Genomic DNA, 14802 nt, shown 5'->3' with positions numbered 1-14802 from the left:
GTATAAAGAATTTTATTTAATAGTATCTATCCTTTGTTGACGAAAAACAGGCTCCGGAACCACAGAAACGTGCACAAGGAACCAAAAATGGGACTATCAGGTGTTCAGAGTTCAACGTTCCAGATCTCATCACCGACGTAATGAACATTCTTGCACATCTTTCCTGCGGCGCTCTTCCAGATCTGCGTGGCGTCAAAGAGCGCAAGACCAATCGCAAGAGGTTTTTTATGCCGCTCATCCACCACTTGGACCGGGGCATTTGCACACACATCCAGACTTACGCCGGTTATGCCGGGACGCATCACATCAGCTCCGTTGACGACATAAGGGATTGCACCGGCATCAACAGAGATCCGGCGCTGCGGAAAAGGTCTTTCAATCGCTCCCCTGAGTGTGGGAAATATCCAGCCACCATACTCCATCAGCATCGGTTTTTTGTTGACAAGGTAAAAAGCAAGATCAGTGCTGGTCTCGAGGATCTCGATTGTATCTGCGGAAAACAGTGCTGCGCCTTCGCCGATCTGTTCCTTTAAGCGGGCAAAGATTTCTGCAACCTGTCCTTTTCGGATCGTATGACGTTTTTTAATCACAAACTTTTTCATAATTTGGACAAATGTGTCCGCTCTGGTGAGAAATAGTTTCTTACAGGGTGTGATGAACCCATTATCTTTAAAATAAAATCTTTCGCTGGTTCAATTGTCTATTGACGGAAGAAATCATCTCGGATAAGGTGCTACGGTATGTTTAAGTATCCTGCTCACGCACAATTATACTCCAGAGCGATGGTATCAGGGTAATGATATGACCAAACGACCGTTGGATATTTTGGATTCGGTGCTGAACCGGCAGCCGGTCCTCGTTTCATTAAAGGGCGGAAGGGAAATCCGTGGTGTTCTCCAGGGGTATGACGTCCACATGAACCTTGTCCTTGACAAGGCAGAGGAGATGGAGAACGGGCAGGTTCAAAAGGTCGGGACGCTGATTGTCCGTGGGGATAACGTCATCTACATATCGCCATCCATCGAACAATCCTGAGGTGAATATAAATGTCAAAGGGCACGCCCTCAATGGGTAAAATGAACAAGAAGACCCATATCGCCTGCCGGCGGTGTGGCCGCATCTCGTATCACGCACAGAAGAAAGTCTGTTCTGCCTGCGGGTTTGGAAGAAGCACCAAGCTTCGCAGCTACAAGTGGATCAACAAGAGACCAAAAATCCCGACACATTAACAGGGCTGTACCATGTGTGGAATCGTTGGCATCGTGGATGCTGGCGGTGTGTCCATCCAGCTTTATTATGCCCTGTATGCGCTCCAGCACCGCGGACAGGAGAGCGCAGGAATATCCACTTTCAATGGCACAACCCTGCATAAATTCAAGGGGGCAGGACTTGTCGCCGATGTTTTTTCCCCGGCTGTTCTTGAAGAATTGAAAGGTACGACCGGCATCGGGCACGTACGGTACCCCACGACCGGTTCCAATCTCCCGGAAAATATCCAGCCACTCAACTTCCAGTTCAAGTCGCACTCCTTTTCCCTTGCGCATAATGGAAACCTTGTCAATACCCGCGAGCTCCGGAGTGAATTCGAACAGTCGGGGCAGATCTTTACCACTACCACGGATACGGAAATCATCGCAAGGATCCTAATCGATGAGATCAGCGAATCGGGAAGTGTCGAAGATGCAGTCCACTTGTGCATGCAACGGTTGCAGGGTTCCTATTCTGTCGTGATGATGATCGACGGGGTCCTGTATGCGTTCCGTGACCCGCTCGGGATTAAACCTTACTGCCTTGGTAAAACCGAACGGGGATACATGGTCGCATCCGAGAGTGTTGCTGTCGATGCGCTCAATGGGAAATTCCTGCGGGATATTAAACCCGGGGAGCTTGTAAGGATTGACAACGAGGGAATCCGTTGCACCCAGATCGCAGTCGCAGGGACCCACGCCCACTGCATCTTTGAATATATCTACTTCTCGCGTGCGGACTCGGTCATCGACGGAGTTCTGGTATATGATGTGCGCCGTATTATAGGGGGAAAACTCTTTGACGAAGATCCGGTTACCGCGGATGCGGTCTCGCCGGTACCGGATTCCGGGGTCGCGTATGCAATCGGGTATGCACGGCGCTCGGGTACGCCCTATGCCGAGAGCCTGATGAAGAACCGGTACATGGGGCGGACGTTCATCATGCCAAACCAGAGGCAGCGTGAGAAAGCAGTACGGATCAAGCTCAACCCAATCCAGGCGCACCTCGCAGACAAATCCGTCGTACTTGTTGATGACAGCATCGTGCGGGGAACTACATCAAAGCGTATCATCGATATGATGCGGGAAGCTGGTGCCCGCGAAGTCCATGTTCGGATCGGCTCGCCCCAGATTAAAGCACCGTGTTATCTTGGTGTGGACATGCCGACACGGCAGGAGCTGATCGCTAGTGACAAGAAAGAAGAGGAAGTGCGCAAGAGCATTACTGCATCATCGCTCCACCACATATCGCTCGAAGCACTGGTTGAGGCGATTGGCTGTGGGAAGGAACACCTTTGTACCGGCTGCCTGACCGGATGCTATCCACTGCCCATCGATGGTGAAGAGGGGATAACCCCGCAGATAGATTTTATTGCGGGCACGTATCAGGCAAACCTCGGATCGTTTGAAGCGGAATTGTAAATGTAGTGATTTTTATTTTTATTGGGACATCTCACTTAAAAATCCCCGAGTTACATTATCATAACGGGATAACCATTACAAAAAAAGAAGTAGCGAGGGATGGATTTGAACCATCGGTCTACGGGTTATGAGCCCGTCGGGATATCCTGACTACCCTACCTCGCTTCCGTAATCAGGGTTAATATATTGCAGGGTTGCGCTGATATAGTTTACTCACGTCGCATTCCTCTCCTGATCCCCTTGCAGCTCCTTAATTACTTGGTTTTGGTAAATATGGGATCATGGCAGATGATGAACTTGCAAAGATACGGGAGAAAAAAATGCAGGATCTTCGGGATCGGTTCGATCCCGCAAAGAGAGCGGCACCTGCTGTCGGGCATGCTGTCGTGATACCTGTTGACGAAGTCCATTTTGCTCATGTACTGCAGCAGCACCCGGCACTCGTGATCGATTTCTGGGCGGAGTGGTGCGGACCGTGCAGGCGTGTTGCCCCGATTGTTGAGGAACTTGCACAGGAGTTTGCGGGAAAAGTCACGTTTGCAAAGTGCGATACCGATCACAACCAGCGGCTCGCGATGAAGTTTGGCATCTCCGCAATCCCTTGCCTGCTCTTCTTCTCAAGCGGGCAGATGATAGACCGGCTTATCGGGGCAGTGCCAAAGGAATTGATCCATGCGAAGGTTGTGAGGAATTTTGGGGTTTAAGGAGAAAAGAGAAATTTCAAAGGTTTTTTTTATTGGTTATTCCTGTTTTCTATATCCTTTCTCGTTTAACTTTGCCGCCATTATAAAATCATTCCACGTGAGTCCCCCAGCAGGATATGTATAATACGAGACCTCTACAATTCTCGCCTCCCTGAGGTTGACATCGGGAAGGTGCCCCTCTGCCTGTGAGAATCCCATAACGTCGTTGATGAATGACAGGGACTCGGAACTGGATTCAAAAGTGAAGGTGTGGGTGAGGTGGCCGTTATTGAGCGACCACCCAGGCACGGCTTTGAGAAGCTCAAAGGTCTCCTTCCGCGTCAGGGGGGGTGAACCGACTCGGTAGGTAATGATCTTTTCCTTGGTGAGATCCATGCTGATCAGTCCTTTTTACAACTAAAAAGGTTTTTTCCTCTCAACAATCCCATCAGGGATTGGAGTAAGAGAAAAATGAATTTTTTTGATATCGGCAAATCCCCGGTGGTTTTTGCTCTGCTGCGTAGACAAATGCTATCCACACAAATCATATAACCGCTCCGGTGACTATACTCGCGATCGCAGCGTTTGTCACCCCCCCATCCCAGATATCACAGATGAGCGTAGTGCCCATCGTATGATAAAGTGAGAACAACATGGACATTGCTGCCGACAGCAGGGCTAGCATGAAGATGACAACAAAGAGATCCGGGATCGCCCGATTTATAAACAAGGGGATGATTGCATATACATTCCCTCATGCAATATCAACAGTAATCTTTCTGGGATATTGAAGCCTTACCTCCGGAAAACCGAACCAAAAACCCATAACATCCCCACCGAAATGCTACTGTACACATGGCATCGGTATTTGCATTGCTCCACGAATCGCTCCAGACCGTTCTCTCCCAGCGGCTTGGGTGGACTGAGCTTCGGGAGGTGCAGGAACTATCGTACTATGCCATATCAAAGGGAAGCGACGTGCTGGTTATTGCCCCGACAGCCGGGGGCAAATCGGAAGCCGCCCTGATTCCTGTCATCGATGACCTGTTATGGGAAGGGCGGCAGGGGATCGCATGCCTGTATATCTCGCCGCTCAAAGCGCTTATCAATGACCAGGAGGAGCGGTTCGCAGACTTCTGTATTCCCACAGGACTTGTGGTGATGAAATGGCATGGGGATGTCCCGAAAGGCGACCGGGCATGGAAGGAAGGGGAAAAGCCACACATCCTGATGATCACCCCGGAGTCTCTTGAAGTACTGCTCCACGAACCAAAGCTTGCCGCTGCACTGAAAAATCTCCGTGCTGTCATAATTGATGAGCTGCATGCGTTTGTCGAGTCTGAACGCGGGGTGCATTTAAAGACACTGCTGTACCGGATCGACTGCATCGCGCAGCGCCCGGTCCAGAGGATCGGACTTTCTGCGACTGTGGGGAACCCCGACGAGATCCTCGGGTGGCTCTCGGATCACCGTCATAATGAGGAGGTGGTCGCTGTTCAGGCCTCAGCAAAGCAGAAACGTTTCTCCTTTGTCATTGAAGCAGAGGAAAAAGACCGGATTGATGCAGTTGTCCGTATCGTCGCGGATAAAAAAGCGCTTGTTTTTGTGAACAGTCGGCGCGATGCGGAGAATGTTATGAACGCGATCTCTCCCCGGATGGAGAATGTATATATCCATCACTCTTCGCTTTCATCAGCTGTACGTAAGGAAGCGGAGGATGCGTTCTCAAGATCGGGCGGTGCCTGTATCATCTGCACGAGCACACTCGAACTGGGGATCGATATCGGCGACCTTGACGTAGTCGTACAGCTGGGTCCGCCGAACTCGGTCTCATCGTTCCTGCAACGGATGGGCAGGAGTGGCAGGCGAGGAAAATCGGCATATGTCGCATGGGTCCTGCGCGATGCCTGCGAACTGCTCTGCAGCACCGCCATCATTGAAAGCGCCATGAAAAGAGCAGTCGAACCGCTCCACCCGCAGCAACGTCCGTATAACGTGCTTGTCCAGCAGATGTTTTTGTTCGTTCACCGTACAGGCCGGACAACGCTGAAACAGCTTGAGCGCACCCTGCGTGCATTTCCCCCGTTTTCACGTATTCCAATGTCTACAATCCGGCAGGTCGTCAATCATGCAATAATAAAAGGATACCTCTCAACTGATGGTGACATGCTGATGATTGGTGAACAGGCTGAACGGACATTCGGGAACTCGAACTGGAAGGATCTGTACTCGGTAATCACCGGGGTCGGGGAATACCGTGCAGTAACCCCCGATGGGGAATTGATCGGAAAGCTGGATGCCCGGTTCGTTTCGAGTCGGTCGGCCGGTGAGTTCTCGTTAGGTGGTAAGGTCTGGTCGATGGTGAAGTGCGACGAGGGTCACAATCTCGTGGTGGTCGTACCCGGCACCGAACAGACATCCCGGGCATTCTGGACTGGAGGCGGACAAGCCGGATTTTCACCTCTTGTTTGCGATTCGGTCCAGAAGATCGTTTCAAGGGGGGGAACCCGGCTCCCGCTGCTTAACCATGAGCAGGAGATACTGGATAAACGGATCCGGCGCATGCCTTCTGGAATTCCCCCGACAGGGCTTGTAATCTGGGAGCGCAGGTCGGGGAATCGTATTGACGTGGTCGTACTTTCGCTCTATGGGATCCAATTCAACCGGCTCCTCACGATCCTGCTCTCGCAGGAGCTTGGAAAACGGGCAAAAGTGCGGTACAGCGATTTTATTGTTCTTGCAAGGAACGTGGAAAAGGATGGAGGGGCAGTACAGGTTGAGCAAGCGTTGTATGCAATCAAAACCCTTGACCGTGATTCCATCGGTGCACGACTGGCAGCACTACCTGCAGAATCGTGGAAGTTCGGTATGGTGCTGCCAGAACCTGTCCTGCAGGATATGGCACTCTCGGAGCATTACCATGTTGAAGAGTTTATTGAGACAATCCGTAAGGTTCCGGTATCTATTGTTAAAGGGTTTGTTGATAATAAAACAGGTATCACATAGCAGGGAGGAGACACTTCATGAACAAAGATCCATTGGGCACTCTTTCCCTTGATAAAATCACCACATTCCAGAGGGGGGAGATCACCGAGCACCGGATATACACAATGATTGCAGGTTCAGTTAGTGACAGCCATAACCGTGAAGTACTGTCGCGGATTGCATCGCAGGAATACGAACATTACCTGATCTGGAAAAAGTATACGTCACGCGATGTCGCACCGGATGTATTGCGGGTCTGGTTTTATTATCTCCTCGCACGTGTCCTTGGTATTACCTTTTCGATCAAGCTGATGGAGGGAATAGAGAAACGCGCCCAGCTGGTCTACCACGACCTCGGGACGATCATCCCGGAAGTAAAGGAAATCCTAGCCCACGAGGAAGCCCATGAACGGGAGTTGATCGGGCTTTTGGATGAAGAGCGTCTCCACTATGTCGGTTCTGTCGTGCTGGGTTTAAACGATGCGCTTGTTGAGTTCACGGGCTCACTTGCCGGGCTCACATTTGCTATCCAGAACTCTCAGGTAATAGCAATTGCCGGGCTTATCATGGGGGTTGCCGCATCTCTCTCGATGGCAGCATCCGAGTACCTGTCACAGAAATCAGAAAGCGGATCCAAAAACCCGCTGAAAGCCTCGCTGTATACCGGCATCACCTATCTCATGACTGTTGCCCTGCTGATCCTTCCCTTCCTTCTCCTTTCCAATCCTTATATCGCCCTGCCCCTTACCCTTGGTGCCGCAGTACTCGTGATCTTTTTGTTTACGTTTTATATATCCGTGGCAAAGGATCTGCCGTTTATCCGAAGGTTTGGTGAGATGGTGGCCATCAGCATGGGGATCGCGGGGATCTCATTTGTGATCGGGATAATAATCCGCCTCGTTCTGCACGTGGATGTTTAATCTCTCTCTTGAGCAATATGGATCGGTTACAAGGCCCAAGGTTATCCTGTAAGAATGAGGATTGGTAGTGGCCGGATCCCTCCAGAACCGTATACACCATTAATATCAAGTCTTGGATCCGGGGAGGAGAGCAGATCCTGTTGGACTCCAGAGCCTATTGGAGGAGAATATTGCACATTGATTTTTTTAAAAAAAGTGAGAAATGCGGGAAGATTCTGACAAAGCGTAACCATTTAACCAAGTTTTTTGACAAGACTAGCAACATTTCCGGCAAAGACCCGGATTGTGGCAATACCCTCGTCATCTCTCCAGATCTCACCCGGGTCTCTGCCAAAGACCATGTTCCAGTAGTTTGACCCGACCACAATCATGTCGTTGATCAGGTAGAACATCAGCAGCTCCTGGATGGTCGCGGTATGCCCACCCCTTCGTGCAACTGCAATCGGTCCGCCGACTTTTCCTGAAAGGAATCCGTCTGATGCCATCGAGACCATACCGATCCTCTGGAGCGCTGACATCACATCGCCACGGGCTGTGCCGAAATATACCGGAGATGCGATGATGAATCCATGTGCTTTGCGAAGTTTTTTTATGACTTCGTTGAGTCCGTCATCGATGACGCATTCCCCAAGATCCTTGCACTGGTAGCAGGCGGTGCACGACTCTATCTTTTTTCCGGCAAACGATATGACCTCTGCAGACACACCATTGCTTTCAATCACATTAGCACACTCTTGTGCAATTTGCGCTGTATTGCCATCAGGACGTGGGCTTCCGCAGATAATGAGGACTTTTTTCATCGGTGCCACCTTATTTCTGCCACAAGGATTGGACATTTGGAATATTAAATCCCTGTATCCTTGCATACTATTCAAAATTCACTGCGATGCAATCATCAGGTTGAACAAATGATGTATCTAAAAAGCACCGGAGATTATATTAAATTATTAGTCAGGGTACCTTATTCGTATGAAACTTGCGATTCCTTTAGGGCTCCTGATTGTACTTGCCCTCATCAGTTGTGGGTGTATGACGATGTCCCCGGCATCACCGGTAACCACATCGCCCACCGCAGCGATGATGACAATATCTCCCCAGACAATTGCCCATTCAGGTGGATCCGGTGTAACCATTCCTATCCGGATTAAGGAAAACAACTTTGACCCGGACTTTATTACCGTCAAAGTCGGGACTACGGTTGTCTGGACAAATGAGGATCCCCGAACTCACACGGTTACTTATCTGGGTAGTGATATCATGAGATTTGACTCAGGTCCTCTTGCAACAGGGCAGACATTCAGTAACGCGTTCACAGCGCCAGGCCGGTATGTCTATACCGACAAACAGTATTCATATATGAAAGGGACGGTTCTTGTGGAATGAGAAAAAATCGAGTGCAGATCCCTCTTTGATACATGGGAAGATGCATGTCTGGCACCCTCCTCCACAATATATATGGCTTGCTTTAAACGATAGTGTGGTATGAGAATCCTCTCCCTCCTCTCAATCTCTCTCATCGGTGCAGCGGTCCTTTGTGCCGGCTGTATGCAGGCAGCGGAGCCGGTACAGCCACAGGTAACTCCAACAATTGGGGTTCCGGCGCAGACCGTTTCATCATTGCTTGCTACAACAGTCCCAACACCCATCAGCCAGGCATCGGTGTCGGGAAATACCATCACAATTAAAAATTTTGCATTCACCCCCCGGACTATGACCGTGAAGAGCGGATCAATTGTGCGCTGGGAAAACCAGGATTCTGCACCGCACCGGATCATTTTCGTTGATAAGGACGGGCGGGACACCACCCTTGACTCAACCGTCCTATCCTCTGCGCAGTCCTGGAGCAATAAATTCGATAAACCGGGAACATATCCATATTATTGTAAAATCCATCCTGAGATGACCGGAACCGTGATCGTGGAGTGACCATGTTTACAGAAATCTCATATTCTCTTCTCTTCGGCAAACCTCTTATTATGTATCTGGGAATTGTTACTCTTCTCTCGTTTTTCACTACGGCTTTGATAGCCATTCTGAATATGAAAGGAATCAATAACATTCCTTTTATATGGCATCCCCGGCTTGCGGTTCTCTCCATTTTCCTTGCATTTCTTCATGGAATGCTTGGAGTTCTGGTATATTTTTAAAAACGGGAAATATCATCAAAATGATTTGACCCCTGGGTAAAAAGTTGCTTGAATGGGGTCTTCAAGCCAACTTTCAGAACCCTGCAATCCTGAGCATCGCACCGACAAGGATACCGAACATTGATGTGGATGCCGAGAGCATCGCAAGAAGGATATAGCCTGCAACCACCCCTATTTTTATTGGGACATATGTGCGGTTGAGGTTAAGGCGTCGGACTGCCCGAAACGATCTCGCCCCTCCGGACACCGGCGGTTTATTCCTTCTGGTCCTCATGATAGTATCACTTCAGGCATTCAGAGAAATTGGTTTTCGGAACTCTGGCACCGTCAAGGGCAGGCTCATCGAAAACAACCAATAGCAGAACATACTTGAACAATCCACTATTTAATTTTTTTTAGGATACTATGCAGTCATCTGCCATCATGATCGGGTTGGGCAAAAATTCTGTTGAAAACTAGTAAAAAACCCCGAATTTCTGTCTATTTATCATTCCTGCAATTTTTGTTTATCGAAAAACATGCAGAACAAGCCGCAGCGGGTACACCCCCCATTACATGGCTCGATATGAATCGTGATGTTTAACCGGGGAAATTCGATCTTGATTTCGGATTTAGGGTGATCTGAAAAGTCATGGGATTCTTTTACGGAGACTTTTCCGGGCATGACAAGGACAATACCGGCAACGAGAAGATTATGCTAAAACGGTTCCGACGGCTCGCTCATGATTTTTGTCACGGCCTCCCGGATGATCAGGATCGCAGCGACAAAGATAGCAGTGCCTCATTAGGCCCTGGGACGTCCTCGAATTTCCCATGACCAAATGAATGTGCGGCATCGGGAGGTTCAGCTGATTTGCGTACCGAGAAGAAGGCGATCAGGGTGGCAAGTAGGTACATGGGGGAGTGGATCGCCTCCGATATAATACTGATGGAGCATATAGCATACCCGACAACAAATTTCATCAAGACAAGGCCGGTATTGGATATGACGGAGATCCTTGCGGTCTTTTTCTTGAGATGGGAAAGCGCTCTGGTATCTACCGGAGAAAATTACATGGGTTTTGTCACTTGCTTGTCAGTATCCGATATCTTCAAGGCATTCTGTTTATTCTGGCCGGGTAACGGCGCCACTCTATAGTTATCCCACAAAAGGAATTCGTCCTTTATCATTAAATTGAGAAAAACTGGAACAAAGAACAGGGTGAACACCAAAAGGCATAGAGAAACGATTAACTTTTCCAACGCCGAGGGGGAGAGTTGAACTCCCGAGGTGCAGGGCACCAATGGTTTTCGAGACCATCGCCTTACCGGGCTAGACTACCTCGGCACCGGTTCAGATCATTTTTACACTGATTCCTATAATAGTTATTCTTGTGACTGTTTACTGCAGGCTGGCGGTCAGGCCGGACGGGAATGTGCTTGAGTATGCGGGTGTTGATGGCAGTACATATGAGGATGCACTGAAACAGATCGGGATCAATCCAGACACGGTTCTCATCATCGGTGAAAATAACAAAAGCATCCCGCAGGACGCTCCCATCAGGGAAAAAAAGGTGGATATTGTACTGACCTGTTCACGGGGTTGACAAGGGATCAGATTATCCCATCGGGGCGCCTGGCATCCCCGCGGGCATCTTCTGCTGGGTGATCATCATATCGTCCACGCGCACGAGCATGGCAGCAGTTTCTGATGCGCTCTGGATTGCCTGACGTTTTGAACGGAGGGGTTCAAAGACACCCTCTGCATGCATGTCGATGATATCTCCGGTATAGACGTTCAGGCCAGCATTTTTCTTACCCTTTGCATGGGCGGTCTTGAGATCGACGAGCTTGTCGATTGGATTGTAACCGGAGTTCTCCGCGAGTGTACGGGGAATGGATTCGAATGCCGCAGCATAGGCTTCGAGCGCGAGCTGGACGCGTCCGCCAACACTGGCTGCATAATCCTTGATCTTCATAAGAAGTTCGATCTCTACTGCAGATCCACCAACGACAAAGGTGCCGTCTTCCATCGCGTCCATGACGACGCGTTTGCCATCGTTTACCGCACGCTCAAGCTCATCGAGGAGATAATCGCTCGAACCTCGCAAAAGGATTGTGATTGCCTTGGGGTTTTTGCAGCCGCTGAACCTGATGATATCGACATTGTTGTCTTCCTCAACAGTCTCGGCGGTTCCAAGATCTTTTGCGGACAAGTCTTCAGGCTTGTTGACGACAGTTCCATTCAGTGCCTGTGCAGCATACTTCATGTCACTTTCCGGTACGTCTTCAATGGCAAGCACGCCGGCTTTTGCAAGGTGGAATTGTACTGGATCCGAAAGACCTTTCTGACAAAGGAGTACATTTGCACCGCTGTCAATGACATAATCCGCCAGTTTCTTCAATGCCTCGCCTTCCTGCACGGAGAACGCTGCGATCTGCTGTGCAGTCGAGATCTTGATCTTTGCCTTCACCTGTGTCTTGGTGATCTCGAGCGGGGTTGCGATGAGAGCGACTTTTGCCTTGGTCACTTTCTTTGGCATACCCTCATGAACTCGTTTTTTATCGATCACAACACCGTGGATCAGCTCAGCATCGTCCATTGCCTGCCCGCGCTGCTTCTTCACCATCACATCGTCCTCGTCAATGGTGATCTTCCCGTTGACCTTCTGGACGACTGCGGCAACGGCGTCGACAATAATCCCGTCGAGTTTTCCCTTGACTGCTTCGATGGACTTCCCGGTAATTGCGGTATCGCAGATTTTTGCAAGTATCTTCTTATCTGCCGGGTCCACTTTCAGCGAGAGCCCGTCAACGATCTCGATCGCCTTCTCCATGCCAAGCCGGTATCCTTGTGCAATAACGGTCGGGTGAATACCCTGATCAAGGAGGGTTTCTGCCTGTTCCATGAACGCTCCCACAAGGATAACGGCAGTCGTTGTCCCGTCGCCTACTTCATCGTCCTGCGTCTTTGCGACCTCGATCACCATCTTTGCGCCCGGGTGCTGAACGGAGATCTCCTGCAGGATCGTGGCACCATCGTTCGTGATCACGATATCACCGGTTGACCCGACGAGCATCTTGTCCATGCCTCGCGGACCAAGCGTAGTCCGTACGGCTCCCGCGATTGCCTTTGCGGCAGTAATATTCGAGCGCTGGGCTTCTTTCCCGTAATTACGCTCTACATTGCTTTTTAAAATGATAATTGGTTGTCCAGCTAACATACTAGATCCTCCGATGCTGTAAAAGATGGAATTGAACTTCTATATAAATTATGCTGTCTTGGCGAGGTAAAAAAGAAAAGATCAGTCAATTCGGGATATTTTGAAAAGCGAATAGACTGGAACCCCATCAATATCCCTGATGCCGCGCTTGTCAAAGATCACCCAGATAGCGACCGGGATTGCGCCATGCTTTTTAAGGTACTTTACGACCTCTTTCATTGTTGTACCTGAAGTGATTGTATCATCAACGATGATGCAGCGTTCGCCGGAAACAGGAGCAAAGTTCCCGGAGATCGAACCGACGGGGCGCTCGCTTGCGCTCTGCTTTGCCGGATGGTAAATGGCAAGCTTTGCATCCTCCTGTACGGCAATTATCGTAGCAAGTGGGATACCGGAGAGTGCGATCCCTACGATCACCCCGGCATCACGGGTGGGTGTACCTGATTGAATATCCCTGTCAGTATAGTAGCGCCTTAGCAACATGAGCGCAGTCTCTTCGAGAAGAGGGGCGGAACTGCTCACTGCAGTCCAGTCGATATGGACGTCTTTTGGGGCAGCAGCACCCTTTACTTGAGTAAGAAGCCAGGTAACCGTTTCCATTGAGAGCGAGAGTTCATCAGCAATCTGGCCGGGGCTGTGACCTTCCGAGAGCAGGAGTTTTGCTCTTCCTATCAGGTCATCAAGGGAAGACATGAGAAGAGATTTTCAGGCTCCTATTTAATGGTTCTTTTGATCGGTGAGCCGCAGATAGGGCACTCCCCGGGTGCGCGAAAGAAACGTTTACACCCGGCGCACCGGAATTTCCATACCCTTTTTCTTGCACTGCGCTGCTGGACAGGCGCAATCGTAACGCCCAGTTCGTGCGCAACATTATGGACAGCAAAATCATCGGAGAAGAGTGGCGCCCCCAGATCAAGCGCAAGTGCAAGAATGTCTATGTCAGTAACGGATAATTTGTCTGCGTCACCGGTCCTCTTTGCCGCTCTCCTGACCACTTCAATCCCTCCTGCTGAAGGTGTAGCAACCCTCAATCCGGAAGCGAGCAATGATTCAAACCGGCATTTCGAGCGCAGGTCGACAAGCTCCTCCACAACTGAGGGCGTGGTATACAGATCGCCGGAGACCGGGTATTCGATAAAAAAAAGGGATGTATCAAGGACAGCGCTCATACAGGGATCCAGTCCGGGAATAAAAATTATTGTGCCAATGCCTCCACAATACGATCGGCTGCGCTGAACCTGCTGCATCCGCGCTCTATGGTGTCGCTGCACACAACCTCTTGAATTCCAGATGCCTTCAGGCGGGCAAAAGCCCCCCCGGTGAGCACGCCATGGACGCAGGCGGCAAAGACATCGCATGCACCCTGCTCCCGGAGCATTGCAGCGGCAGTTGCGATAGTGCCTCCGGTTGAAATAATGTCGTCAACAATGATCACCGAGCGATCTGCTGCGGAGAGGGTTCTTGGCGCTATGCGTACTTCATCACCAGAAATCCGCGTCTTGTTGAGGTGGTCCTGGTCCCATGAACCATATGCAGCGACCGCCTTTGCGAATGCCGCTGCTCCGTCATCAGGGGCGAGGATGAGGGGGTCATCGAAACCCATACTATTGATGTAGCTGCCAATATCGTTGGCAAGTGAGATGTCCGATGCGGGGATGTCAAAATAGGAAAGGACCCGTTTATCATGGATATTGACCGTGATACAACGGTTAACGCCATGGCTGAGCACCCGCGAGATTGCACGGGCACTTATAGGCTCTCCGGCTTTGAACCGTTTGTCCTGCCGTGCATACCCCATATAGGGAATCACGAGCTGGTTATTCAACCCTTCACAGGCATCAATGAGAAGCACCAGCTGGACAAGCGAATCGGAATCCACTACGCTTCCCACAATAACCATATCTTCCTCCAGCCCATTGGCGCACAGGTACAATTCGCCGTCAGGAAACCGAGAAAACTTCACATCAATTATGCTGGTTTTGGCTGCATCGGCAATCCGGCCTGCGAGGACCTGAGATGGTTCAGTGGAAATAATCTTCATGATATCACTTTTTAACCCGCTAAAACCGGCAGGTCGCCTGTAACAGGGTCTGCCAGCGCACTTCCCTTATGAATGAACGATTCGTCCCGCCGATAACTAAATGTTACGCTCTGGCATCAGCTGAAACTACTTAAATGATATCATACACATTATA

20 protein-coding genes, 2 tRNA genes and 1 pseudogene are annotated in these 14802 nt (G+C 50.1%); 10 read left to right on the top strand and 13 right to left on the bottom strand.

The genetic code is table 11. The features are described from left to right. Positions 1–104: 104 nt before the first annotated feature. The gene (locus OS112_11065) at positions 105–602 is read right to left on the bottom strand and encodes an RNA-binding protein (protein WAC04972.1); all 498 of its coding nucleotides are present in this window, start codon (positions 600–602) and stop codon (positions 105–107) included. A 199-nt stretch (positions 603–801) separates the two neighbouring features. On the opposite strand from OS112_11065, the gene OS112_11060 reads away from it, so the two are divergent. The 3 genes from OS112_11060 to purF are packed head-to-tail and all read left to right on the top strand — an operon-like array spanning position 802 to position 2669. Next, complete coding sequence (locus OS112_11060; GenBank protein WAC04971.1) at positions 802–1035, top strand: RNA-binding protein; 234 nt, start codon at positions 802–804, stop codon at positions 1033–1035. A gap of 11 nt (positions 1036–1046) precedes the next feature. After that, on the top strand, positions 1047–1229 hold the full coding sequence (locus OS112_11055) for a 50S ribosomal protein L37e (protein WAC04970.1): 183 nt from the start codon (positions 1047–1049) through the stop codon (positions 1227–1229). A gap of 12 nt (positions 1230–1241) precedes the next feature. Then, a complete protein-coding gene (gene purF / locus OS112_11050; protein ID WAC04969.1) occupies positions 1242–2669 on the top strand; it encodes an amidophosphoribosyltransferase in 1428 nt (475 codons plus the stop codon). Between the two features lie 90 nt (positions 2670–2759). Here the strand turns inward: purF and OS112_11045 are convergent. Continuing rightward, positions 2760–2834: transfer RNA gene (locus OS112_11045), tRNA-Met, on the bottom strand. Between the two features lie 116 nt (positions 2835–2950). Here OS112_11045 and trxA point away from each other — a divergent pair. Then, positions 2951–3373, top strand: coding sequence for a thioredoxin (gene trxA / locus OS112_11040; GenBank protein WAC04968.1), 423 nt, complete (start codon positions 2951–2953; stop codon positions 3371–3373). 36 nt (positions 3374–3409) lie between these two features. On the opposite strand, the gene OS112_11035 is transcribed toward trxA, so the two are convergent. Together OS112_11035 and OS112_11030 are read right to left on the bottom strand one after the other, a co-directional pair. Continuing rightward, the gene (locus OS112_11035) at positions 3410–3748 is read right to left on the bottom strand and encodes a 4a-hydroxytetrahydrobiopterin dehydratase (GenBank protein WAC04967.1); all 339 of its coding nucleotides are present in this window, start codon (positions 3746–3748) and stop codon (positions 3410–3412) included. Between the two features lie 205 nt (positions 3749–3953). Next, positions 3954–4130, bottom strand: a pseudogene (locus OS112_11030) (sodium:solute symporter family protein). 77 nt (positions 4131–4207) lie between these two features. Between OS112_11030 and OS112_11025 the strand changes: the two are divergent. After that, the gene (locus OS112_11025) at positions 4208–6358 is read left to right on the top strand and encodes a DEAD/DEAH box helicase (GenBank protein ID WAC04966.1); all 2151 of its coding nucleotides are present in this window, start codon (positions 4208–4210) and stop codon (positions 6356–6358) included. Between the two features lie 17 nt (positions 6359–6375). Continuing rightward, on the top strand, positions 6376–7257 hold the full coding sequence (locus OS112_11020) for a VIT1/CCC1 transporter family protein (protein ID WAC04965.1): 882 nt from the start codon (positions 6376–6378) through the stop codon (positions 7255–7257). Between the two features lie 233 nt (positions 7258–7490). Here the strand turns inward: OS112_11020 and OS112_11015 are convergent, their stop codons facing one another. Then, positions 7491–8057 (bottom strand): flavodoxin family protein, encoded by a 567-nt coding sequence (locus tag OS112_11015; protein ID WAC04964.1) that lies wholly within the window; start codon positions 8055–8057, stop codon positions 7491–7493. Between the two features lie 169 nt (positions 8058–8226). Between OS112_11015 and OS112_11010 the strand changes: the two genes are divergently transcribed. The 3 genes from OS112_11010 to OS112_11000 all read left to right on the top strand — a co-directional run bounded on the left by OS112_11010 (position 8227) and on the right by OS112_11000 (position 9404). After that, entirely contained in the window at positions 8227–8640 is a 414-nt protein-coding gene (locus tag OS112_11010) for a cupredoxin domain-containing protein (protein WAC04963.1), read from the top strand. 99 nt (positions 8641–8739) lie between these two features. Continuing rightward, positions 8740–9183, top strand: a complete 444-nt coding sequence (locus OS112_11005; GenBank protein ID WAC04962.1) for a cupredoxin domain-containing protein — start codon at positions 8740–8742, stop codon at positions 9181–9183. Positions 9184–9185: 2 nt separating this feature from the next. Further along, entirely contained in the window at positions 9186–9404 is a 219-nt protein-coding gene (locus tag OS112_11000) for a hypothetical protein (protein ID WAC04961.1), read from the top strand. A gap of 73 nt (positions 9405–9477) precedes the next feature. On the opposite strand, the gene OS112_10995 is transcribed toward OS112_11000, so the two are convergent. The 4 genes from OS112_10995 to OS112_10980 form a co-directional block, all read right to left on the bottom strand. Continuing rightward, positions 9478–9678, bottom strand: a complete 201-nt coding sequence (locus tag OS112_10995; GenBank protein ID WAC04960.1) for a hypothetical protein — start codon at positions 9676–9678, stop codon at positions 9478–9480. Positions 9679–9891: 213 nt separating this feature from the next. Continuing rightward, a complete protein-coding gene (locus tag OS112_10990; GenBank protein ID WAC04959.1) occupies positions 9892–10068 on the bottom strand; it encodes a hypothetical protein in 177 nt (58 codons plus the stop codon). 86 nt (positions 10069–10154) lie between these two features. After that, positions 10155–10367, bottom strand: coding sequence for a cation transporter (locus tag OS112_10985; protein WAC04958.1), 213 nt, complete (start codon positions 10365–10367; stop codon positions 10155–10157). 279 nt (positions 10368–10646) lie between these two features. After that, positions 10647–10731, bottom strand: a tRNA-Ser gene (locus tag OS112_10980). Positions 10732–10777: 46 nt separating this feature from the next. Between OS112_10980 and OS112_10975 the strand changes: the two genes are divergently transcribed. Then, entirely contained in the window at positions 10778–10990 is a 213-nt protein-coding gene (locus OS112_10975; protein ID WAC04957.1) for a thiamine S protein, read from the top strand. Between the two features lie 12 nt (positions 10991–11002). Here OS112_10975 and thsA read toward each other — a convergent pair whose 3' ends face one another. The 4 genes from thsA to OS112_10955 all read right to left on the bottom strand — a co-directional run bounded on the left by thsA (position 11003) and on the right by OS112_10955 (position 14648). Continuing rightward, on the bottom strand, positions 11003–12607 hold the full coding sequence (gene thsA / locus OS112_10970) for a thermosome subunit alpha (protein ID WAC04956.1): 1605 nt from the start codon (positions 12605–12607) through the stop codon (positions 11003–11005). A gap of 81 nt (positions 12608–12688) precedes the next feature. Then, positions 12689–13300, bottom strand: coding sequence for an orotate phosphoribosyltransferase-like protein (locus OS112_10965; GenBank protein WAC04955.1), 612 nt, complete (start codon positions 13298–13300; stop codon positions 12689–12691). Positions 13301–13320: 20 nt separating this feature from the next. After that, complete coding sequence (locus OS112_10960) at positions 13321–13776, bottom strand: nucleotide-binding protein (GenBank protein WAC04954.1); 456 nt, start codon at positions 13774–13776, stop codon at positions 13321–13323. Positions 13777–13802: 26 nt separating this feature from the next. Then, positions 13803–14648, bottom strand: a complete 846-nt coding sequence (locus OS112_10955) for a ribose-phosphate diphosphokinase (protein ID WAC04953.1) — start codon at positions 14646–14648, stop codon at positions 13803–13805. Positions 14649–14802: the final 154 nt, after the last annotated feature.

This window comes from Methanoregula sp., from assembly GCA_026625165.1.
In the GTDB taxonomy this organism is placed as follows: Archaea; Halobacteriota; Methanomicrobia; order Methanomicrobiales; family Methanospirillaceae; genus MVRE01.
This window is presented reverse-complemented; position numbering and strand designations above follow the sequence as displayed.